Source organism: Thomasclavelia cocleata (assembly GCF_900102365.1).
Classification (GTDB): Bacteria; Bacillota_I; Bacilli_A; order Erysipelotrichales; family Coprobacillaceae; genus Thomasclavelia; species Thomasclavelia cocleata.
In genome coordinates this window covers 167,432-189,443 of sequence record NZ_FOIN01000001.1, presented here as the reverse complement: position 1 = coordinate 189,443, position 22,012 = coordinate 167,432, and the positions used below count along the sequence as shown (strand labels likewise).

Annotated in this window: 26 protein-coding genes; all 26 read left to right on the top strand. The window is 29.7% G+C overall.

Annotation, left to right across the window (positions count from 1 at the left end; translation table 11 throughout):
• Window positions 1–546 carry a ribosome recycling factor gene (gene frr, locus BMW96_RS01080; RefSeq protein WP_092351608.1) on the top strand — a complete coding sequence of 182 codons (546 nt, stop codon included), beginning with the start codon at window positions 1–3 and terminating at the stop codon, window positions 544–546.
• Between the two features lie 123 nt (window positions 547–669).
• Entirely contained in the window at window positions 670–1,425 is a 756-nt protein-coding gene (locus BMW96_RS01075; protein ID WP_092351605.1) for an isoprenyl transferase, read from the top strand.
• On the top strand, window positions 1,425–2,207 hold the full coding sequence (locus BMW96_RS01070) for a phosphatidate cytidylyltransferase (protein WP_092351603.1): 783 nt from the start codon (window positions 1,425–1,427) through the stop codon (window positions 2,205–2,207). The genes BMW96_RS01075 and BMW96_RS01070 overlap by 1 nt, the downstream gene beginning before the upstream one ends.
• A 1-nt stretch (window position 2,208) precedes the next feature.
• The gene (locus BMW96_RS01065) at window positions 2,209–3,360 is read left to right on the top strand and encodes a 1-deoxy-D-xylulose-5-phosphate reductoisomerase (protein ID WP_092351601.1); all 1,152 of its coding nucleotides are present in this window, start codon (window positions 2,209–2,211) and stop codon (window positions 3,358–3,360) included.
• Window positions 3,360–4,439: a M50 family metallopeptidase gene (locus tag BMW96_RS01060; RefSeq protein WP_092351599.1), complete on the top strand. Its 1,080-nt coding sequence runs from the start codon at window positions 3,360–3,362 to the stop codon at window positions 4,437–4,439. Before BMW96_RS01065 ends, BMW96_RS01060 begins: the two co-directional genes overlap by 1 nt.
• Window positions 4,440–4,511: 72 nt before the next feature.
• Window positions 4,512–8,831 (top strand): PolC-type DNA polymerase III, encoded by a 4,320-nt coding sequence (locus BMW96_RS01055; protein WP_092351597.1) that lies wholly within the window; start codon window positions 4,512–4,514, stop codon window positions 8,829–8,831.
• Between the two features lie 98 nt (window positions 8,832–8,929).
• The gene (locus BMW96_RS01050) at window positions 8,930–9,397 is read left to right on the top strand and encodes a ribosome maturation factor RimP (protein ID WP_092351595.1); all 468 of its coding nucleotides are present in this window, start codon (window positions 8,930–8,932) and stop codon (window positions 9,395–9,397) included.
• 12 nt (window positions 9,398–9,409) lie between these two features.
• Entirely contained in the window at window positions 9,410–10,723 is a 1,314-nt protein-coding gene (gene nusA / locus BMW96_RS01045) for a transcription termination factor NusA (protein WP_092351593.1), read from the top strand.
• Window positions 10,724–10,735: 12 nt separating this feature from the next.
• Window positions 10,736–10,993, top strand: a complete 258-nt coding sequence (gene rnpM, locus BMW96_RS01040; protein WP_092351591.1) for an RNase P modulator RnpM — start codon at window positions 10,736–10,738, stop codon at window positions 10,991–10,993.
• Window positions 10,986–11,282, top strand: coding sequence for a L7Ae/L30e/S12e/Gadd45 family ribosomal protein (locus BMW96_RS01035; protein WP_092351589.1), 297 nt, complete (start codon window positions 10,986–10,988; stop codon window positions 11,280–11,282). Before rnpM ends, BMW96_RS01035 begins: the two co-directional genes overlap by 8 nt.
• A 4-nt stretch (window positions 11,283–11,286) precedes the next feature.
• Window positions 11,287–13,134, top strand: coding sequence for a translation initiation factor IF-2 (gene infB / locus BMW96_RS01030; RefSeq protein WP_092351587.1), 1,848 nt, complete (start codon window positions 11,287–11,289; stop codon window positions 13,132–13,134).
• 8 nt (window positions 13,135–13,142) lie between these two features.
• Window positions 13,143–13,490 (top strand): 30S ribosome-binding factor RbfA, encoded by a 348-nt coding sequence (gene rbfA, locus BMW96_RS01025; RefSeq protein WP_092351585.1) that lies wholly within the window; start codon window positions 13,143–13,145, stop codon window positions 13,488–13,490.
• 157 nt (window positions 13,491–13,647) lie between these two features.
• Window positions 13,648–14,808, top strand: coding sequence for an N-acetylglucosamine-6-phosphate deacetylase (gene nagA, locus BMW96_RS01020; RefSeq protein WP_092351583.1), 1,161 nt, complete (start codon window positions 13,648–13,650; stop codon window positions 14,806–14,808).
• The gene (locus BMW96_RS01015) at window positions 14,789–15,667 is read left to right on the top strand and encodes an aldose 1-epimerase family protein (RefSeq protein ID WP_092351581.1); all 879 of its coding nucleotides are present in this window, start codon (window positions 14,789–14,791) and stop codon (window positions 15,665–15,667) included. Before nagA ends, BMW96_RS01015 begins: the two co-directional genes overlap by 20 nt.
• A gap of 38 nt (window positions 15,668–15,705) precedes the next feature.
• Entirely contained in the window at window positions 15,706–15,879 is a 174-nt protein-coding gene (locus BMW96_RS01010) for a sporulation protein Cse60 (RefSeq protein ID WP_092351579.1), read from the top strand.
• A 66-nt stretch (window positions 15,880–15,945) separates the two neighbouring features.
• Window positions 15,946–16,095: a DUF1540 domain-containing protein gene (locus BMW96_RS01005; RefSeq protein WP_092351577.1), complete on the top strand. Its 150-nt coding sequence runs from the start codon at window positions 15,946–15,948 to the stop codon at window positions 16,093–16,095.
• A gap of 63 nt (window positions 16,096–16,158) precedes the next feature.
• Entirely contained in the window at window positions 16,159–16,656 is a 498-nt protein-coding gene (locus tag BMW96_RS01000; protein ID WP_092351575.1) for a hypothetical protein, read from the top strand.
• The gene (locus tag BMW96_RS00995) at window positions 16,637–17,356 is read left to right on the top strand and encodes a pseudouridine synthase (RefSeq protein ID WP_092351573.1); all 720 of its coding nucleotides are present in this window, start codon (window positions 16,637–16,639) and stop codon (window positions 17,354–17,356) included. Before BMW96_RS01000 ends, BMW96_RS00995 begins: the two co-directional genes overlap by 20 nt.
• A gap of 32 nt (window positions 17,357–17,388) precedes the next feature.
• Window positions 17,389–18,042: a tRNA (guanosine(46)-N7)-methyltransferase TrmB gene (trmB, locus tag BMW96_RS00990; protein ID WP_092351571.1), complete on the top strand. Its 654-nt coding sequence runs from the start codon at window positions 17,389–17,391 to the stop codon at window positions 18,040–18,042.
• Complete coding sequence (locus BMW96_RS00985) at window positions 18,035–18,355, top strand: thioredoxin family protein (RefSeq protein WP_092351568.1); 321 nt, start codon at window positions 18,035–18,037, stop codon at window positions 18,353–18,355. The genes trmB and BMW96_RS00985 overlap by 8 nt, the downstream gene beginning before the upstream one ends.
• 11 nt (window positions 18,356–18,366) lie before the next feature.
• A complete protein-coding gene (gene ytpR / locus BMW96_RS00980) occupies window positions 18,367–18,966 on the top strand; it encodes a YtpR family tRNA-binding protein (protein ID WP_092351565.1) in 600 nt (199 codons plus the stop codon).
• A gap of 14 nt (window positions 18,967–18,980) precedes the next feature.
• Window positions 18,981–19,664: a hypothetical protein gene (locus BMW96_RS00975; protein ID WP_092351563.1), complete on the top strand. Its 684-nt coding sequence runs from the start codon at window positions 18,981–18,983 to the stop codon at window positions 19,662–19,664.
• A 2-nt stretch (window positions 19,665–19,666) separates the two neighbouring features.
• Window positions 19,667–19,999, top strand: a complete 333-nt coding sequence (gene acpS / locus BMW96_RS00970; RefSeq protein WP_092351561.1) for a holo-ACP synthase — start codon at window positions 19,667–19,669, stop codon at window positions 19,997–19,999.
• Between the two features lie 220 nt (window positions 20,000–20,219).
• Window positions 20,220–20,402, top strand: a complete 183-nt coding sequence (locus BMW96_RS00965; RefSeq protein WP_244881233.1) for a single-stranded DNA-binding protein — start codon at window positions 20,220–20,222, stop codon at window positions 20,400–20,402.
• A gap of 755 nt (window positions 20,403–21,157) precedes the next feature.
• On the top strand, window positions 21,158–21,556 hold the full coding sequence (locus BMW96_RS00960) for a DUF2513 domain-containing protein (RefSeq protein WP_092351560.1): 399 nt from the start codon (window positions 21,158–21,160) through the stop codon (window positions 21,554–21,556).
• 83 nt (window positions 21,557–21,639) lie between these two features.
• Window positions 21,640–21,927 (top strand): hypothetical protein, encoded by a 288-nt coding sequence (locus tag BMW96_RS00955; protein ID WP_092351558.1) that lies wholly within the window; start codon window positions 21,640–21,642, stop codon window positions 21,925–21,927.
• Window positions 21,928–22,012: the final 85 nt, after the last annotated feature.

Sequence of the window (22,012 nt, the reverse complement as noted above, 5' to 3'; positions counted from 1 at the left end):
ATGATAGATATGATTTTAGAAGATACAACTGAAAGAATGAATAAAACTATTGAGTCTTTCCAACGTGATTTAACTACTGTTAGAACAGGTCGTGCTAATCCAGCAATGCTTGATCGAGTTATGGTTAGTTATTATGGTTCACCAACACCAGTTAATCAAATAGCAGGTATTTCAGTAGTTGAAGGTCGTCAATTGGTTATTAAGCCATATGATAAATCTAGCATTAAGGATATTGAACATGGTATTTATGAAGCTGAATTAGGATTGACTCCTCAAAATGATGGTGAAATTATTAGAATCATGGTACCAGCTTTGACAGAAGAACGTCGTAAAGAGTTTGCTAAACAAGTTTGGAAATTTGCTGAAAATGCTAAGGTATCAATTCGTAATATTCGTCGTGATGGTAATGATGAAATAAAAAAAATTGATGGAAGTGAAGATGAGATAAAGGCTGGACAAGAAAAAATACAAAAATTAACTGATAAATTTGTTAAAGAAATTGATGAAATTGCTAAGGTTAAAGAAAAAGAGATTTTGACAGTATAATAATGAGGATGCTAAAGTAAAATTTAGCACCTTTTTAATTTGCTTGAAAGAGAAATTTTGAAAGCCTTTTTTTTATGAGGAATTTATGGTATAATCTCGAGTAGTTAAACAGGAGGTCAACAAATGTTTTTTAAAAAAGATAAAGTAGAAGGTAATGATTATCATAATCTTGATTTAGATAATATACCTAAACATATAGCATTTATTATGGATGGAAATGGGCGCTGGGCTAAAAAACGAAAAATGCCACGTACTTATGGTCATCATGAAGGAACCAAGACAATTCGTAATATTGCTTTAAAGTGTAATGAGTTGAAGGTTGAAGCGATGACAGTATATGCTTTTTCAACAGAAAATTTTGCTCGTCCTGAAAAAGAAGTACAATATATTTTTAAGTTACCAAAGGATTTTTTTGAGGCTTATATGAAAGAATTGATGGAAAATAACGTTAAAATTTGTACAATTGGTCATTTAGATATGGCCCCTCAAGAAACACAGGATATCATTAATACAGCAATTGAAAAGACTAAAGATAATACTGGTTTAAAATTATGTTTTGCTTTTATATATGGTGGACGTGATGAAATTGTTCATGCTAGTAAAAATATTGCTATCAAATTAAAAGAGGGATTAATTAAAGAGGATGATATTAATGAACAATTATTTTGTAATGAATTAATGACTAAGGATCTTCCTGATGTAGATTTGATGATTAGAACAAGTGGAGAACAGCGTTTATCAAATTTCTTATTATGGCAGTTGGCCTATGCTGAATTTGTATTTACTAATGTCTTATGGCCAGATTTTAATGATGAAGAATTATATAAAGCAATTTGGCTGTATCAAAATCGTGATCGACGCTTTGGAGGTTTGAAATAATGAAACAAAGAATAATTACTGCTATTTTACTTATGGCAGTGGCCTTGCCTTGTGTTATTTTAGGGGGATATTATTTCAAAGGTTTAATAGGGGTGATCTTAGCACTTTCTGTTTATGAGATGTTGCATATTTGTACACGTCCTAAAATTAAATTATATGTTTATCCAATTGTATTTCTATTTTTTAGTTATGGATTTTTATTTGACCAAAATGATTTGTTTTTGGCTTCGTATGGAATTTTAGTTTATTTGATTACTTTGTTTGCAGCAACAATTTTTGATGAAACACTAACAATTGAAAGAACAAGTTATATTTTTACTATGGGTGTATTAGTATGCGCTGGTCTGCATTCATTGATGTCGCTTCGTGATGTGTATGGATTTCAATATTTGTTATTATTGGCATTAGCTACTTATGGCAGCGATACTGGAGCATATTTTGCTGGTGTGTTTTTAGGTAAGCATAAATTAATACCAAGACTTTCACCAAAGAAAACAATTGAGGGTTCGATTGGAGGAATTGTCTTAGGAACTGTTTTAGCAATTAGTTATGCAGGATATCTTGGACTTGTTGAAATAAATCCGGTTTTAATAATAGCTTGTTTTGTATTAACATTTACTAGTCAAATTGGTGATTTGGTTTTTAGTGCTGTAAAGCGTCATTTTGGAGTTAAAGATTATTCTAGTTTATTACCTGGTCATGGTGGTATTTTAGATAGGATAGATAGTATTTTATTTAATGCAATTGTATTTAGTTTCTTTTTAGTGATGGTGAGGTTATAAGATGAAAAAGATTACAGTATTAGGGGTAACTGGTTCAATTGGCATGCAAACTGTTGATGTTGTTAAAAATCATCCTGATAAATTTAAGATCGTTGCAATGTCAGCTGGATATAATATAGAAAAAGTTGAAGAAATTTTAAAAATAATCGATGTTAAATATATTTGTGTAGTTAATGAGGAAGATGCTGATTATTTACAAGCTAAGTATCCTAATAAATATATTTATCATGGAACAGATGGTTTAGTTAAAATTGCAGTATTAAATGAAGTTGATATTGTATTGAATGCAATTGTTGGATTTGCTGGTTTAGTACCAACAATAGAGGCAATTAAAGCTAAAAAAGATATTGCTTTGGCTAATAAGGAAACTTTAGTTGTTGCAGGGCATATAATTACTAAGCTTGTAAAAGAATATGATGTTGCTCTTTTACCAGTTGATAGTGAACATTCAGCAATTTTTCAATCATTAAATGGTGAAAATAAAAAACAGATAAAGAAAATTATTTTAACAGCTAGTGGTGGAAGTTTTCGTAATAAGACTCGTGAAGAGCTTATAGGTGTAAGTGTTGAGGAAGCTTTAAATCATCCTAATTGGTCAATGGGGGCTAAAATTACGATTGATAGTGCAACTCTTTTTAATAAAGGATTAGAGGTTATCGAAGCAAAGTGGCTTTTTGATGTTAGTTATGATCAAATAGAGGTTTTAATTCATCCTGAGAGTATTATTCATTCAATGGTTGAATTTGTTGATACTTCAATTATTGGTCAATTAGGAAATCCAGATATGCGTTTACCAATTCAGTATGCTTTGACATATCCGCAACGTGATATTTTATTTGGTGGAGAGAGTTTAGATTTGGCTAAAGTTGCTACTTTAACATTTAAGAAACCAGATTTTAAACGCTTTAAAGCTTTAGCTTTAGCGTATCAAGCTGGACGAGATGGTGGTAGCAAACCTTGTGTCTTAAATGGTGCTAATGAACAGGCAAATGAATTATTTAGAAGAGGTAAAATAGAGTTTTTGCAAATCGAAGAGTTAGTTGAAAAGGCTTTGAATAGTCATCGATTTATCAAGGATCCAACTTTACAACAATTAATCGAAATTGATGCTTGGGCACGTAATTTTGTGTTAAAAGAGATAGGAGAAAATTAATGCAGACGTTAATAAATATAGTAGTTTTTATTTTAATTTTAGGAATTGTTGTTTTGGTACATGAGCTAGGGCATTTTTTAACAGCAAAATCTTTTGGTGTTTTTTGTAGTGAGTTTTCAATTGGAATGGGACCAAAATTATTTTCTCGGAAAATTGGTGAAACTGAATATGAAATTAGAGCATTACCAATTGGAGGCTTTGTCAGTATGGCTGGTGAAGCAGATAATGATATTGAGGAGTTTAAAGATGTTCCTATTGAAAGAACTTTAAAAGGGATTAGCTGTTGGAAAAAGTGTGTTGTTTTTTTAGCAGGTGTCTTCATGAATTTTGTATTATCATTAGTTATTTTAATTGGTGTTTATTGTTTTATCAATGTTCAGACAAATACTTCAGAAATTGGTACTGTTAATCAAAATAGTCCTGCGATGATGGCTGGTTTAGAAGCTGGAGATACAATTTCTAAAGTAACATATAATGGACAAGAGAATATTATTGCTTCTTTTAGTGATCTTCAAGATGTGTTAAATAATTCAAATTTGAAATTAAATAGTGATCAACTTACTTTAGAAGTTGAAATTGTTCGTGATGGCAAAACGATGACTAAAAATGTAAATGCTAAATATGATAAAGATAGTGATTCTTATGTTATGGGAATTAAAGCGGCCACAAGACATTTAAGTTTTTTTGAAGCAGTCAATTATGGTTTGGATCAATTTAAAACAATGTCGTTATTAATATTTACAACTTTAGGTAAATTAATTACTGATTCTGCTAATACAATTGGTCAATTATCTGGACCTGCAGGGATATATAATGTTACTTCAGAAATAACTCAGAGTGGTTCAATTAGTCAATTATTGATTTTATTATCACTATTATCTACTAATATTGGAATGTTTAATTTATTGCCAATTCCTGGATTGGATGGATGCCAAGTGCTTTTTGCTGTAGTGGAGAAGGTAATTGGTCGTGAGTTACCAACTAAATTAAAATATACTCTTCAAGTAATTGGATTGTTATTAGTGTTTGGTTTAATGATTTTTGTTACTGTTAATGATATTTCTAAAATATTTGGCTAAAGGGAATTAAATTCCCTTTTCTTGTGTTATAATAGCATTTATGGATTTTAAGTTTAAATGAGAGGTGAAAGAATGGAAGATAAATTATTAATATTATTAAAGAACTTGAAAATTGATGAGCAGGTTTATAATTTAAAAGAGGGAAAAATAACCAAGGTAGTAGTAGGAAAAGATGATAACTATATATTTCATTTATCATTTAAACAACTAATTCCCTTTGCTGAATATCAGTTATTGTTACAAGGTAGAGAAAATTTTCCTTATCCGATAAAATATCAAATCACTTATGAAGAAACAAGTTTTAATGTTAAAGATCTATTACCATATGTTGGATATCTTTTAGAAAAGTTAAAATTAGATTATCCTGTTTGTTCTACTCTAACTGTAAATAACTTTAAAATTGGTTCAACTATAAAGATTGAGACTTGTAATGAGATACAATTAGAACAATTATCACAATTAAAAACAGTGATTGAAGCATTATTTAATAGTGTTGGTATTAATAAAACAATTGATTTTTATATTGATGAAAATAATGATGTATTTAAAGATATTAAAGAAGAAATGGAAGCTTATGAGCCTGTTGAAATTGATATATCATTATTACAAAAGTCAGAAAAATCACCAGTCCAGGAAAATAATTATAAAAATAATTATCGTTCTAAAGGAACTGCTATAGATATGAAAATTGAAGAAATCACAAATCAAACAATGGAAAATAATATTGTTATTAAAGGTTATGTCTTTAAAGCTGATATGGTTAAAACAAGAGCTGGAAAACATATTCAAAGTCTTTGGGTTACTGATTATACTGATTCAATCATCGTTAAAAGATTTGAAAATAATTCAAATAATTCACTTGAAGAATTAAAAGTTATTGGTAAAGGGAATATTTGGATCAAGGTACGTGGTGAAGCACGATTCGATAGTTTTGCTCATGAAACTGTATTGATGGCTCGAGAGGTAGAAGTAATTAAAAGTCCTGCACCAAGAAAAGATACTTGTGAAGCTAAAAGGGTTGAGTTACATACACATTCAAAAATGTCTGCAATGGATGGAATTGGTACTATTTCTCAATATATTAATGCTGTAGCTTCATGGGGGCATAAAGCTATTGCTGTAACTGATCATGGAAATGTTCAGTCTTTTCCAGAAGCCCAAATGGCAAGTGGAAAGGCAGGAATTAAGATGATTTATGGAGTTGAATTTAACATGGTTGATCCTGTTTTAAATATTGTATATAACCCTATTGATACATCAATCGAACATGCAACTTATGTTTCTTTTGACTTAGAAACAACAGGTCTTTCAGTAATTCATGATGGAATAACAGAGTTTGGGGCAGTTAAGATTCGTAATGGGGAAGTAATTGATAGAATGCAAAAATTTATTAATCCTGGTAAAACAATTTCCTCTAGAATCACTAATCTTACTAGTATTACTAATGATATGGTTAAAAACGAGCCAACGATTGATGCTGTTTTATCAGAAATAATAGAATTCTTTGATGACTGTATTTTAGTTGCTCATAATGCTAATTTTGATATTGGATTCTTAAATGAGAATCTAAGACGTAATAATTTACCAGAAATTACTAATCCAGTAATTGATTCTCTTGCTTTAGCTAGGGCAATCTTAAAACCAATGAAATCATATCGTTTAGGAAATGTTTGTCGTACATATCGAGTTAATTATGATGATGAAGTCGCTCATAGAGCTGATTATGATGCACAAGTACTAGGAGAAGTTTTTAATTTAATGATTCATCAAATTATGCAAACTGGCAAATATAACTTATTAGATTTATGTGAGTTGACTGGTGACGATATATATAAAATCGTCTACCCTTATCACATGACAGCGTTAGCTTTAAATAAAACAGGTTTAAAAAATATGTTTAAGTTAGTCAGTGAAGCAAACACAAAATATTTTCATGGAGAAACACGTATTCCTAAGGAGCGACTTGAATATTATCGTGAAGGCTTATTATATGGGAGCAGTTGTTATAATAGTGATGTTTTTGAAGCTGCACTAAATCTTTCTGATAAAAAGCTTGAACAAGCAATGAAATTTTATGATTATATTGAAATTCAGCCAATTGAAGATTACTACCATTTAATTGAACGTGGTAAATTACAAGATCGTGATGAATTGATCAAGTCATTACATCGGATTGTTGATTGTGCTAAGAAATTGGATAAGCTGATTGTAGCTACTGGTGATGTTCATTTTCTTGATGTAAAAGATAAAATATTTAGGGATGTTTTTATCTCAAATCCAACTATTGGAATTGGTCATAAAGCTCATCCATTATGTGATCGTCGTAATCCCAAGGCTAAAAATCCTTGTCAATATTTAAGAACTACAAATGAAATGCTGGAATGTTATCCATATTTATCTCAAGAAGAAGCTTTTGAGTATGTGGTTACTAATACTAATAAAATTGCTGATATGATTGAAGAAATTAAACCTGTTCATGATAAACTTTTTACACCTAAAATCGAAGGTGCTGATGATAACTTAAAAAAATTATGTTATGAAACAGCTTATAAGACGTATGGTAAACCTTTACCATCGATTGTTGAAAAAAGATTAGAAAAAGAATTAAGTAATATTATTAAACATGGTTTTGGAGTAATTTATTATATTTCTCATTTATTAGTTAAAAAATCAAATGATGATGGTTATTTAGTTGGTTCGAGAGGATCAGTTGGTTCTTCATTTGTTGCAACAATGTCGGGGATAACTGAGGTTAATCCTTTACCACCTCATTATGTTTGTCTTAAATGTTCACATAGTGAATTTTTAGAAGAAGGGGTTATTGCTGATGGTTATGATTTGGAGGATAAAGTTTGTCCTAAATGTGGTGCAATAATGAAAGGAGAGGGTCATAATATTCCATTTGAAACCTTCTTAGGATTTAATGCTGATAAAGTTCCAGATATTGATCTTAACTTTTCTGGAGAGTATCAAGCTAATGCACATGCTTTTACAAAAGAGATTTTTGGTGAAGATCACGTGTTTAGAGCAGGAACTATTTCTACTGTAGCAGAAAAAACAGCTTATGGTTACGCTAAAGGATATGCTGAATTAATGGGAACTGATCAGAGTATTAGGAGTGCTGAGTTAGAAAGAATTGCTGCTGGTTGTGGTGGGGTAAAAAGAACAACGGGTCAACATCCAGGAGGAATTATTGTAATCCCTGGAGATATGGATGTGTTTGATTTTACACCGTATCAATATCCAGCTGATGATTTATCAGCAGCATGGAAAACTACTCATTTTGATTTCCATGCAATTCATGATAATGTGTTAAAATTTGATATTTTAGGACATGTAGATCCAACCGTTACTAGAGCATTGCAGGATTTGACGGGAGTTGATCCTAAAACAATTCCTACTAATGATAAAAAAGTTATGTCACTTTTTACAAGTAGTGAAGCATTAGGATGTAATTTGGATTTTATTGGATGTAAAAATGGTGCATTGGGATTACCAGAGTTTGGTACTACCTTTGTTCGAGGAATGTTAGATCAGACTCAACCTAAATCTTTTAGTGATTTAGTTATTATTTCGGGATTATCTCATGGTACAGATGTTTATTTAGGGAATGCTGAAAGTTTAATTAAAGCTGGTACTTGTACACTTTCTGAAGTAATTGGGTGTCGTGATGATATCATGGTTTATTTAATTGAAAAAGGTTTACCGAACAAAGACGCATTTGATATTATGGAGTGTGTACGTAAGGGTAAATCACCAGCTGTTTTTCCTGAAAAAAAATATGAAGAATTAATGAAAAAACATAATGTACCACAATGGTATATTGATTCTTGTAAAAAAATCAAGTACATGTTCCCTAAAGCTCATGCTGTAGCTTATGTTCTTTCGGCGATTCGAGTTGCTTGGTGGAAAGTTTATTATCCTCGTGAATATTATGCGGTATACTTCTCAACACGTTGTGATTTCTATGAAATTGAAACTTTAATTCAAGGAAAAGATGCTATCATGGCAAGACGTGAGGAAATCACTCAGCTTAGATCAGAGAGAAGTGCGTCAAATAAAGATGAAGGATTGTGGGATGTTTTTGAAATTGCTTTGGAAATGATTGAACGAGGATTTCGCTTTAGTCCAGTTAGTTTAGAATATTCACAAGCAAGTAAGTTTATTTTAGACCCTAATGATAAATATGCTTTAATTCCTCCTTTTAGTGCAATTGATGCTTTAGGGGAGGCAGTTGCTTCTACGGTAGTAGAAGCTCGTAAAAACGGCCCATTTTTATCAAAAGAGGATGTAATTAAGCGAACTAAGTTAAATAACTCACATATCAAGACATTAACTAAGATGGGCGTTTTTAATGGGATGCAGGAAAGAAATCAGTTATCGTTATTTTAAAAGGTTGCAATTCTAACTGATATATGCTAATATATGATCAGTTTCATAGAGAAGCGAGTGGGGCAACCCACTCTTTATTATTGAATAGAGGTGAAATAATGGAACTTTTGGATAAAATTAAAATAATGATTGAACCAATTTTAAAAAGTAATAATGTTTATCTTGATGATCTTGAATATGTTCAAGATCGTGGAGAATGGTATCTTAGGATATTTGTTGAAAAAAATGAGGGTTTCTTAGATATGGATACTTGTGTTGCAGTAAGTGAAGCAATTAGCCAAAAAATGGATGAAGAGGATCCAATTGAGGGAGAATATTATTTGGAAGTTTCTTCACCAGGTGTAGAAAAACCATTGAAAACATTTGAACAAGTTAAATCTTCTCTTGGTAAATATGTTTATGCTAAATTTTATAATCCTGTAGCAGGATTAGATGAAGTTGAAGGTTTTATTAAAAGAATTGAAGATGAAACGATTGAATTTGAATATTTAGTTAAGAATATTAAGAAAAAGATTAAAATTGACTATAACAATATTAAATTTATTAGACTAGCTGTGAAATTTTAGGAGGATAAAAAAGTGGCAAGTAAAAAATTCATGGAAGCATTAAATTTGTTGATTGAAGAAAAAGGAATTGAAAAAGATGTTTTCCTGGAGATGTTAAAAGAGTCTATTGCAAAGGCATATAAGAAAAATTATTTAAATCCTGATGCTAATGTTCGTGTTGAGATTAATGAAAAAACTGGAAAGTTTAGATTATTTGAAATCAGAACAGTTGTTGATGATCTTGATGATGAAGATATTGAATTATCGTTAGAAGAAGCTCAAGCTATTAATCCTTTTTATAAAGTTGGAGATGTTGTAGAAACAGAAGCTGATGTTGAACATATTGGGCGTTTAGCTGCAATACAAACAAAGCAATTATTTAGACAAAAAATTCGGGAAACTGAAAAAGAAACACTTTATAATGAATTTGCAGATAAAAAAGATGATATCATTACCGGTATTGTTGATCGTGTTGAAGATAAATTTGCAATCGTTAATATTGGTAAAACTGGGGCTTTTTTAGCTATAAATCAACAAATTCCTGGTGAAAAAATTAAAGAAGGACAACATTTAAAAGTATATGTTAGTGATGTTGATCGTGGAACAAAAGGTACTCATATTGTTGTTAGTAGAACTGAACCAAATTTTGTCAAAAGATTATTTGAATTAGAAGTGCCTGAAGTATACGATGGAACAGTTGAAATTAAAGCTGTCTCTCGTGAGCCAGGAGAAAGAAGTAAAGTAGCTGTTTATACAAGTAACGAAAGTATTGATCCAATAGGGTCTTGTGTAGGCCCTAAGGGAAGTCGTGTAAAAAATGTTGTTGATGAATTAAATGGTGAAATGATTGATATTATTATTTGGAGTAGTGATCCAGTTGTATTTATTTCAAATGCTTTAAGTCCTTCAGAAGTTAAATATGTTGCAATTAATGAAACTGATCATAGTGCATTAGTTGTAGTACCTGATGATCAGTTATCTTTAGCAATTGGTAAACGTGGACAGAATGCTCGTTTAGCAGTAAGACTTACTGGATGGAAAATTGATATTAAATCTGTTAGTGAAGCTTTAGAACTTGGTTTAATTACTGTAGACGATATTACTGCTTCAGTAGAGAATTCACCAGTTGATTCTAATTTTGAAGAAGAATTTGCACAAGAAATGTTAGAAAAAACTTTGGATGAAGATATTGATGATACCGAAGAAGAAAATATCGAAGAAGAGGAAACTGTACCAGTTAAAAAAGTAATTGAATATGAAGATTTTGAAGATTTAGATGATGAATATAGTAAGTATGATGAAGAAATTGATTATGATGAATATGATAAATATTATGATGCTGATTAAGGAGTGATGATATTGCGTAAAATACCATTAAGGAAATGTTTAGCTACTGGTGAACAATTGCCAAAAATGGAACTGATAAGAGTTGTTCGAAATAAAGAGGGCGAAGTGCATGTTGATCCAACTGGTAAAATGAATGGACGGGGAGCTTATCTAAAAAGAGATAGAAAAGCATTTGAGATCGCAAAAAAGAAAAAAGTTTTAGCTCGTGCTTTGCAAGTTGAGATTCCTGATCAAATTTTTGAAGAATTGGAAAAATTTGTTAATGAGTAATTTTTTAAACACACTTGGTTTGGCTAGTCGTGCTCGCAAAATTGTTACTGGAGAAACATTAATTAATAAAATTCGGTCTAATGAGGTACATTTTGTTATTATTGCAACTGATGCAAGTGATAATACAAAAAAGAAACTTACTGATAAATGTACTAGTTATAATGTTGATTATATTATTACTAGTAATATTGATGAACTTTCTAAAGCGGTTGGTAAAAATAATCGTGTTGCATTAGGTATCCAGGATGCTGGATTTGCTAAAAATTTAAAAGAAAAGATAGGAGGGTGAAATTATGGCAAAACAAAACATGAATAATAAAAAAGGGGCTCCAAAAAAGAAGCAGCTTAAATCTAATTTTCCAAATAAAAAGGAAGAAAATACAATTAAAGATGGTGTAATTGTATATGAAGAAGGGATTACAGTTGGACAATTAGCAGAAAAGGTGGGGCAAACTCCTGCAAATGTTATCAAAGTATTATTCTTACTTGGTACGATGGTTACAATTAATTCTTCATTAACTGATGAACAAGTAGAGCTAATTTGTTTAGAGTATGGCTTCGAAGTAGAAAAACATATTGAAGTTAGTGAAGTTAATTTTGAAGAAATAGATATTGTTGATGATGAAAAAGATTTAGTTCTTCGCTGTCCAGTTGTAACTATAATGGGACATGTTGATCATGGTAAGACAACATTATTAGATACAATTAGAAAATCGGCTGTAGTTGAAGGAGAATTTGGTGGTATTACACAACATATTGGTGCTTATCAAGTTGATGTAAATGATAAAAAGGTTACTTTTTTAGATACACCTGGCCATGAAGCTTTTACAGCTATGCGTGCTCGTGGAGCTCAAGTAACAGATATTGTTATTATTGTTGTTGCAGCTGATGATGGTGTTATGCCACAAACTAAAGAGGCAATCGATCATGCTAAAGCAGCAGGAGTTCCAATCGTTGTAGCTATCAATAAAATTGATAAAGATGGTGCTGATCCTGAAAGAATTAAGGGTGAAATGTCTGAATATGGATTATTACCTGAAGATTGGGGTGGGGATACTGTTTATTGTGAAATCTCTGCCAAACAGGGAATTGGAATTGAAGAGTTGTTAGAAACATTGACTGTTGTTGCTGAATTAGCAGATTTAAAAGCTAATCCAAATCGTTATGCATATGGTAGTGTTGTTGAAGGCAAACTAGATAAGGGACGTGGTCCTGTTGCAACTCTATTAGTAGAAAACGGAACTTTAAGAGCAGGTGATCCAATTGTTGTTGGTACTGCTTATGGTAAAGTTCGTCAAATGTTAGATGATCATGGTAAAATAATCAAGGAAGCTCTTCCTGCCACTCCAGTAGAAATTACAGGTTTAAATGATGTGCCTGCAGCTGGTGATAAATTTATGGTTTTTGAAAGTGAAAAACAAGCTCGTAGTGTTGGTGAAGCACGATTAAAGGCAAAACAAGATAAAGAACGTGCCACTGGAGCTGCTTTATCACTTGATGATCTATTTTCACAAATCAAAGATGGAGAAATTATTGATTTAAATATTATTGTTAAGGCAGATGTTCAAGGAACTGCTGAAGCTGTTAAGGCATCGCTTGAAAAAATTGATGTAGATGGAGTTAGAGTAAATGTAATTCGTTCTACTGCAGGTGGAATTACAGAAGCTGATGTTTTATTAGCGACTGCATCAAAAGCAATTATTTATGGATTTAATGTGCGTCCAAATGCTAAAGTACGCCAAAAAGCAGAAGAAGAAGGAATTGAAATTCGTCTTCATAACATTATTTATAAGATGGTTGAAGAAATAGAAACAGCTATGAAAGGAATGCTTGCTCCTGAAGTTAAAGAAGTAGTAACTGGTCAAGCTGAAATTCGTCAAGTTATTAAAGTTTCTAAAGTTGGGAATATCGCTGGATGCTATGTAACAGATGGGTTTATTCGTCGTAATTGTGGGATTCGTTTACTTCGTGATAGTGTTGTTGTATATGAAGGTAAATTAGGTTCATTGAAGAGATTCCAGGATGATGTTAAAGAAGTTGCAAGTGGTTTTGAATGTGGTTTAAGTATTGAAAACTTTAATGATATTAAAGAAGGGGATATTGTTGAAGGATATATTATGGAGGAAGTAGAAGTTAAGTAGGTGATTGAATGGTTCTTAAAAAAGACAAATTAAGTGGTATTATTCAACGTGAATTATCACATATTCTTCAAGTTGAAGTACGTGATCCTAAAATTGGTTTTTGTACTATTACTGCAGTTGATTTAACAAATGATTTATCAATTGCTAAGATTTATGTTACGTTTTTAGGCAAGGATTATAATGTTCGTAAAGGTATGGAAGCATTAGAGCGTTCTAAGGGATTTATCCGTTCATTATTAGCTAAACGTTTAACTATTCGTAAAGTACCAGAGTTACATTTTGTTCATGATACTTCATTAGAGTATGGTAATAAAATTGAAAAAATTATTGATGATATCAATCATCATGATAAATAATTTTAAATTATATTTATTAGGTCTTTTGGCTTACAGTATAAATCTGTTAGTCAAAAGACTTTTTATTTTTTAGTAATAATAAATTGCTAATGCCTTATTCGTATAATTTAAATATGAAAGTGTCATAATATGTTAATGATAAAGGAGATTGAAAAAAATGAGACAATGTATTATAAATGGACAAGTAATTTTAAAGGATAAAGTTATTAATGCTAATGTTTATGTAGAAGATGATCATATTTGTGAAATTTCAAAGCGTTTGCCTGATAACGAAAAAATAATTGATGCTAAAGGACGTTATGTTTCACCAGGATTTATCGAATCCCATAGCCATGGACGTAATGGTAGTGATTTTATGTATCCTTCTTTTGAAGATTTAAACACAATTACTAGTAGTTTTATTAAGAGTGGTGTGACTGGAATTTTAGCTACAACTATGACTATGTCAAAAGAAGATATCTATACAGCAGTAAAAAATATTGCTGAAAACAAAGATAAAGTTAGTGGAAGCAAAATTTTAGGTATTCATTTGGAGGGACCTTTTTTTAACCACAAATATAAAGGAGCTCAGCCTGAAGAATACATGCTTGCTCCGACAATTTCTAACTACAAAAGCCTAATTGGGAAATTTAGTTATTTGATTAAAAAAATAAGTTTAGCACCTGAATTGGAAAATGCTAATAAGTTAATTGAATATTTAGTAAAAGAAGGTGTAGTTGTAAGTTTAGGACATACAGATGCAACATATCAGCAGGCAATTGAAGGAATTAGAGTAGGAGCTACTTCAGGAACACATACTTTTAATGCTATGACACCACTTACCCATCGTAATCCTGGTGTTGTTGGTGCAATCATGGAAAGTGATGAGGTATATGCAGAATTAATACTTGACGGTATTCATGTAAATTATCCAGCTGCCAAAGTGCTATTAAAAGCTAAAGGGATAGATAAAGTAATGTTGATTACTGATTCAATGGAAGCTTCAGGACTTGAAGATGGGCAGTATAAAATTGGTAATCAAGCTGTATATGTTAAAGATAATTCAGCACGTTTAGAAAGTGGAACTTTAGCGGGAAGTGTTTTAGCAATGAATAAAGCAGTTAAAAATGCACATCATCATTTAGGTTTAACTATTTATGAAGCTGTTAGATTAGCTAGTTATAATCCTGCTAAAAATTTGAATTTAATTGATTTAGGAGAATTGGCAATTAATAAAAAAGCTGATATAATTATGTTTGATGAAGATATAAATGTTGACTTTGTTATGATTGATGGAAAGGTTTTAATTGGTGAAGGAAATGATAACATTAAAAAATGAATTTTTAGAAGTAACACTTGAAAATAAAGGTGCTGAAATTATTAAAATAGTTGGTCAAAATGATAGAATTAATTATATGTGGCGACGTGATCCTATTCAATGGGGAAGCAGTGCACCAGTTTTATTTCCAATTGTTGGAGCTTTACAAAATAATGAATGTCGTATTGATGGGAAAACTTATAATATGAATCAACATGGTTTTTCCCGTCATAATGAGTATAATGCAAATCAAATTAGTGATCAGGAAGTAATTTTTACTTTGACTTCAAATGAAGAAATTATTAAACAGTATCCATATTTATTTAAATTAGAGGTTACGTATCGTTTAGTTAAAAATGTTGTTGAATGTAATTTTAAAGTTACTAATGTGGATGAAAAAGAAATATATTTTCAAATTGGTGGTCATCCTGCTTTTGCTTGTCCTTTTATGGATAATGAATCAAGTAATGATTATTATCTTGAATTTAGTGAAAATGAGACTTTAGATAGAAAAGTAATTAATCTTGAAAAAAAGGGAGTTACTCATGAAACTGTACCATTTTTAGATAATGAAAAAAGATTTTTTATTCGGCAGGAATTATTTAGTAATGATACAATTATTTTACAAGATTTTAAATCAAATAAAATAGCTTTAAAATCTTTAAATCATGATAAATCTTTAATTGTTCATATGGATAAGTTTACACATTTAGGAATATGGGCAGCTAAACATGTTGGTGGATTAATTGCAATTGAACCTTGGTTTGGTCATAGTGATTATGATGATTTTAAAGGTGAATTAAAGGATAAAGAAGGAGTCATTACTTTAAAACCAAATGAGGTATTTGAAGCTGTATTAAAAATCGAAATCAACCAATAATGACAAATATTTTGTAATTATAGTTTTATAATTTAATCATGAAAGTAAAAATTATTGAAAAAACGCATGAATTAGATTTAGAAGATGAAATCAATGAATTTATTGCTAAAAAAAATCCTAATATTTTAGCAATGCATTATCAAGTAGCGATGACTTTTTCTAGTGAATTAGAATATAGTTTTAGCTGTTTGATTGAGTATGAGGATAAATAAGTTTATTTATCCTTTTTTTGTATAGTTTTTGAAAAATATGTTAAAAATAACTATGGAGGTGATACCATGGCAAAAGATGTATGTTGTCATGTTGACAGTTGTGTATACAATCGTGATTGTAAGTGCGATGCCCAAGAAATTACAGTATGTAATTGTAAATGTAATGAAGCAAAAGATGTTAAAGAAACTGCTTGTGATACTTTTAGATGTAAATAGGAACTTCGGTTCCTATTTATTTTATTGTACAATAAAACGTGTTATAATAATGTGGGTGATTACATGAAAAAAATTATTTTTGTTATCATTTGTATATTATTGACTGGCTGTTCTAATGAGAATATAGTTGATGATAGTAATAGATTATATGAGCAGTATCTCGAATATGAAAAAAAACTTGTTAAGCAACAAGATTATCAAGTGACTAGTGATGAGTTTATGATCAGGCTTGTTGTTAATAAAATAGATGATAATAATAATCGATATGATATTATTATTGACAATCCCAAGATTAATATGTATCATTTACAAGCAATTGCTAAAGTTAGTCAAGATGAAAATGAAAGTCTTCCTAGTTTAGGAATTCTAGAAAATGATGTTTTTTCACTTATTCCAAATCTTGTTGACAAAGCAAACGGGATTTATAAAGGTGTAAATTTATCAGGGATAACGAAAGAAAATAAGTTTGATGTTTTAATATATCTAACATTTTATAGTGATGAAGAGTGTAAAAAAAAGGAAGAAAGGTATTTAAAATTATATGGTGATGCGACTAGATAAGCTGCTTTCAAATTATGGAATTGGGACACGTAAAGAAGTTAAAGCTTATATTAGAAAAGGTTTTGTAGAAGTAAATGGTAAAGTAATAAAAAAGGATGATTCCAAAGTTGATTATCAAAAGGATATCATTATTTTCGATGGTGAAGTAGTAGAATATCGTCCCTATGTATACTTAATGCTTAATAAACCACAAGGTTATGTTAGTGCTACTAAAGATAATGTTCATCCTACTGTAATTGATTTAATTATTGGCTACGAAAATTATGATTTATTTCCTGTAGGAAGGTTAGATATAGATACAGAAGGGTTACTTTTAATAACTAATGATGGGGATTTTTCACATAAATTAATGGCTCCTAGTAGAAATCATTCTAAGCTCTATTGGGCTGAAATTGAAGGAGTTATGGATGAAAAAGATATAGATTCTTTTAAAAAAGGGATTGTTTTAGATACTGGATATTGTTGTAAAAGTGCTAATTTAAAAGTAATTGAAGTAGATGATAATTGTTGTGAAGTTGAAATAGAGATTTTTGAAGGAAAGTTTCATCAAGTTAAAAAGATGGTTGAATCTTGTGGGAAACATGTTACTTTTTTGAAGCGTTTAAAAATTAAAAATTTATTATTAGATCGTAGTTTAGAACTAGGAGACTTTCGTGAGCTTACAGATAAGGAATTAGTCGACTTGATGAATGATTTATGATAGAATATGCATATATGTAAAGGGGAGTAGTAATGCGACTTAGAAATAATCCAAAGGCTTATGAGATAATGAATGAAAATAGTGATTTTGTTGTTATTGAGCCTGAAAATTTAAAAAACAATTGGAAAGATATTTTTGATAATGATAGACCAATATATATTGAAATTGGGATGGGAAAAGGTGATTTTATATTTCAGAATGCTTGTAATTATCCAGATATCAATTTTATTGGAATTGAAAAATATCCAAGTGTATTAGCAGCAGCAATTAATAAGATTAAACAAAAAGAAAAAAAAGTGACAAATCTTAGATTGATGCATTATGATGCAATTGAATTAGAGAAAGTATTTAGTGAAAATGAAGTTGATAAAATCTTTTTAAATTTTAGTGATCCATGGCCTAAAAGCCGTCATGCTAAAAGAAGATTGACATCTAATAAATTTTTAGATGTTTATCGTAAAATATTAGTAGATGATGGAGTAATTGAATTTAAAACTGATAATCGAAGTTTGTTTGAATATTCGTTGATTTCATTAAATCAATATCCTATGGATTTAGAATATGTAAGTTTAGATTTACATAACAGTCCAGAAAATGAAAGTAATATTATGACTGAATATGAACGTAAATTTTGTACGAAAGGACCAATTTATAAATTGGTAGCTAGGTATCGAAAGAATGGATAAGTTAATAGAAATTAAGACTATTGAAGAATTTGACAAGATTCGCACTGGTAAAACGATTATAATGTTTACAGCTGATTGGTGTCCTGATTGCATGTTTGTAAAACCTTTTATAGGTGATATTGTAAGTGCTAATCCTGAATTTAAATTTTATTTAGTAAACAGGGATAATTTATTAGATCTATGTAAAGATTTAGATGTTTTAGGAATTCCTTCGTTTATTGCTTATGAAGATAGTGAAGAAATAGGACGTTTTGTAAGTAAATTACGTAAAACTAAAGATGAGATACAAGCATTTATTGATGGTTTAAAATAAGAGGTGTAGAGATGATATTTCATGGATTTTATAATTATAACTATGTTGGCGATATCGTGTTAGCTAGATGTGGTGAAGGTAAAACATTTGATTATGATAAGTATGATGATTTAGTTGTTTTAAAAGATAAAAAAGATAGTATAATTGGTTTTAATTTACTAAATGCAAGTAAATATTTAGGAAAAATCAATGATGGCTTAATAAATTTTAGTGATTCACAAATAGAGATTTTTAATGAATTATTAGCTAAATATAATTTAGCTCCAGTAGTTATAGATAAAACACCACGTTTTATTGTAGGCGAAATTATTTCTATGAGTGAACATCCTGATTCTGATCATTTACATGTATGTCAGGTTGATTTAAAGAACGAACAGACACAAATTGTATGTGGTGCTCCCAATGTAGAGGCTGGTCAAAGAGTAGTTGTTGCAACAGTTGGTGCAGTTATGCCAAGTGGTTTAATAATAAAACCATCAAAACTACGTAAAATAGATTCTAATGGTATGATTTGTTCAGCACGTGAATTAGGGTTACCTAATGCACCTCAAGTTCGAGGAATTTTAGTGTTAGATAAAAACAAGTATAATGTAGGAGATTCATTTTTTTAGAAAGGGTGATAAATATGTTTAGAAGCTTATTTAAAAAACATGAGCAGGATGATGATATTTTTGAAGTTGATCCTGTAGTTGAACAACGTCGTAAAGAAAAGTTCAGTACACCTTTAATTTATGATGAAGAGTTTAAAGAGGAAGAGGCTAGTGAACCTGATGAAAAGGTAATAAGTAAGCCTAAAACAAAACCAAAGGTTAATGAGGTTAAACCAGTAGTTGAAGAAAAGCCCAAATCAGTTTATCAAATGAGTGAAGTTATTTCACCAATGCATGGTATTTCTAGACGAAAAGAAGCTGAAAAAACTGAAAAAAGAAAAAAAATTTCAAAACCTAAAAAGAAGAAAAATAACGATCAGCTAGTACCAGTAATAAGTCCATATTTTGGCAACTATGAAGAAAAACCGATAATTGAGTCAGAAGCTAAATTAACTTCTATAAATGAAGAAAAAGAAGCCGAAAAATTAGCTAAAGAAATTGAAAAATTACCTACTGTTGAAGAAAATCTTCGTAATATTGCTAAAATAGTTGAGGAAGAAAAGGATCAGTTAAAAATTATTGAAGAAAGAACTGGTGAATTCAAATTAGATTTTGGAACTAAAGAAATTGAAAAACAAAATTCATTAATTGATGAAATTGATGATGATATGTCATTAGATGAATTAATGAGTTTATATGAGAAAAAATTTAAGGATTAGAAATGATTAAAGGTATTGGTTGTGATATTGTAGATTTAAGTCGTTTAGATATTAATAATGATAGCTTAGCGTTAAAAATTTTAACTGCTAAAGAGTTTGAAATTTATAAAAATAAAAAAACTTTTAAACAAAAAAAAGAATTTTTAGGTGGGCGTTTTGCTGGAAAAGAAGCTTTTTTTAAGGCGATTGGAATTGAAAAAGGGTTAAATTCATTTCAAGATATAGAAATATTAAATGATATTAATGGTAAACCATATCTTAATTATTCTAAATCATTTATTTCTTTAGCTCATGAAAATAATTATGCAGTTGCATATGTGATTATAGAAGTCTAAAATGACTTCTTTTTTTGTGTACTGGTCACTTTTTTTCGCCATTTTTCAATAGACATGATTGGACTATTTTATCATATTTGGTTGATATTTAAACAAAAGTGAGAAAATAGTAGTCATCTGTGACTAATTTTAATTTTTTTAAGAAATAAAGGTAAAAATGGTGAGCTTGCAAAAAAATATTTTTATGTCTATAATTGCTTCTGCAAAGGAGGGGATTAAGATGTTGAATCAAGTAATGTTAGTAGGCCGTCTTATAGATATTCCAATAATGAAGACGACAAAAGGAGGTGTTAAAGTAGCTAATGCTACACTTCAAGTCGAACAAGGATTTAAAAATGGTTTAGGTGCTTATGAGAGTGATTATGTTACAGTTTCATTGTGGCGTGGTATTGCTCCTGCGTAGTGAAGTTCAAACATGTTTACAACCTCCTGAAAACGTTGATATAAAGCCATTTTTTAATGTTATATAGTTTTATAACACTGTAAAAAAATACAAAATTTCTTATAATTTCTTATAAATTTTTAACAAATTGGTACAGAAATGGTACAGAACTCAAAAAAAATTGGTACAGAGTGGTACGGAAAAAGAAAGAACTCTTCTACGAATTTAATTGGATAAGTGAAATATTAAGAATATTTAAATGTTCTTTTTTTTATAAAAAATAATAAGATGTATCTAAGATATTGTAACAAATCTTGAATAAAAAAACTAAATTTTGTACTATTTTAATGACATGTATATGAAAATGTGTTAGGATTTAGTAAAGTAGCACGAATTATATGTGAATATATTTTATTTACAAGACGAATGTGGAACAAATTGTTTAGATTATAATACATTGTAGGAGGGGGGATTATATGGGAAAAGTGTTATTAGTTAAACAAAAAGAAAGTGCTAATTGAGGTATTACTGCTTTACAATAGGAGTCAATTTTTAGGTTTTTAAAATTCATAAAAATATACCTTTAAATATTATAGTTTTATCCTAAATAAATTGTTAGGAAACAGTTAAAAGCTGTTCCTTTTTACTATGTTATGCCCAAGATACATTTTGGACATAAAAAAAATCTAGCCCAACAAATAGGAATTATATATAAATTATTTTGCGAAAGAAGAGTGTTTGATTTTTTTTGATATTATTACTCAGAGGGATGATAAATGGAATTAAAAGTTGAAAATATACGAAACGTTTTATTGGCTATTGAAAAATTATCTTTTGTAAATGACCAAGGTGTGTTTAATTACATACATATACAAGATTTATTAAACTGTTCATATTTAAAACATTTTAATAAAAATGATTTAATATACACATTAAAAAAATTGATAGATGCAAATTATATAGTAGGTGTATTAAAGTTTTCAAGAGGCGGTTTGGTTAGTACATCATATATTACTGAGTTGACTTTTGAGGGACATCAGTTTTTAGATACAATTAGAAGTCAAAAAGTGTTTAGTATGGTTATGGATAAAATAAACGATATTAGCTCAAGTGTGACACTTGATATAGTTAAAGCGATAGCATTAAAAATACTGCAACAAAAACTAGGGTTGTAAAAAAATATCATTTACAACATGATGATAATTATAACACTAGTAAAGTGAATACTATTTTTATTATATAATAGCAGGTGATAAAAATGAAAGATAGAGAATTGATAGCAAGAAATATAATTAACATAATAGATATTACAAATTGTCATAATTGGATTATGTTTATGAATGATGATATGTACAAGCAGATTTATGATTATATGATGGTTATTTCCAAAGGTAATAAAGCAGCTAATAAATATATTGAAGAAATAATGCTGAATAATAAAGAAGTAATAGACAAAATAGTACAAGATGTTGATATTTCTACCTTGGAATTCAACACACTGATGGAATCGTTTAGAGAGTATAAAAGAGAATTTATGCTAAAATAATTTAGTATTTAAATTTAAATGTAGTACAAGGTACAGATAGTACATGTAGAATCCAGTAATACTTGGAATTGTTGAACTATAATGT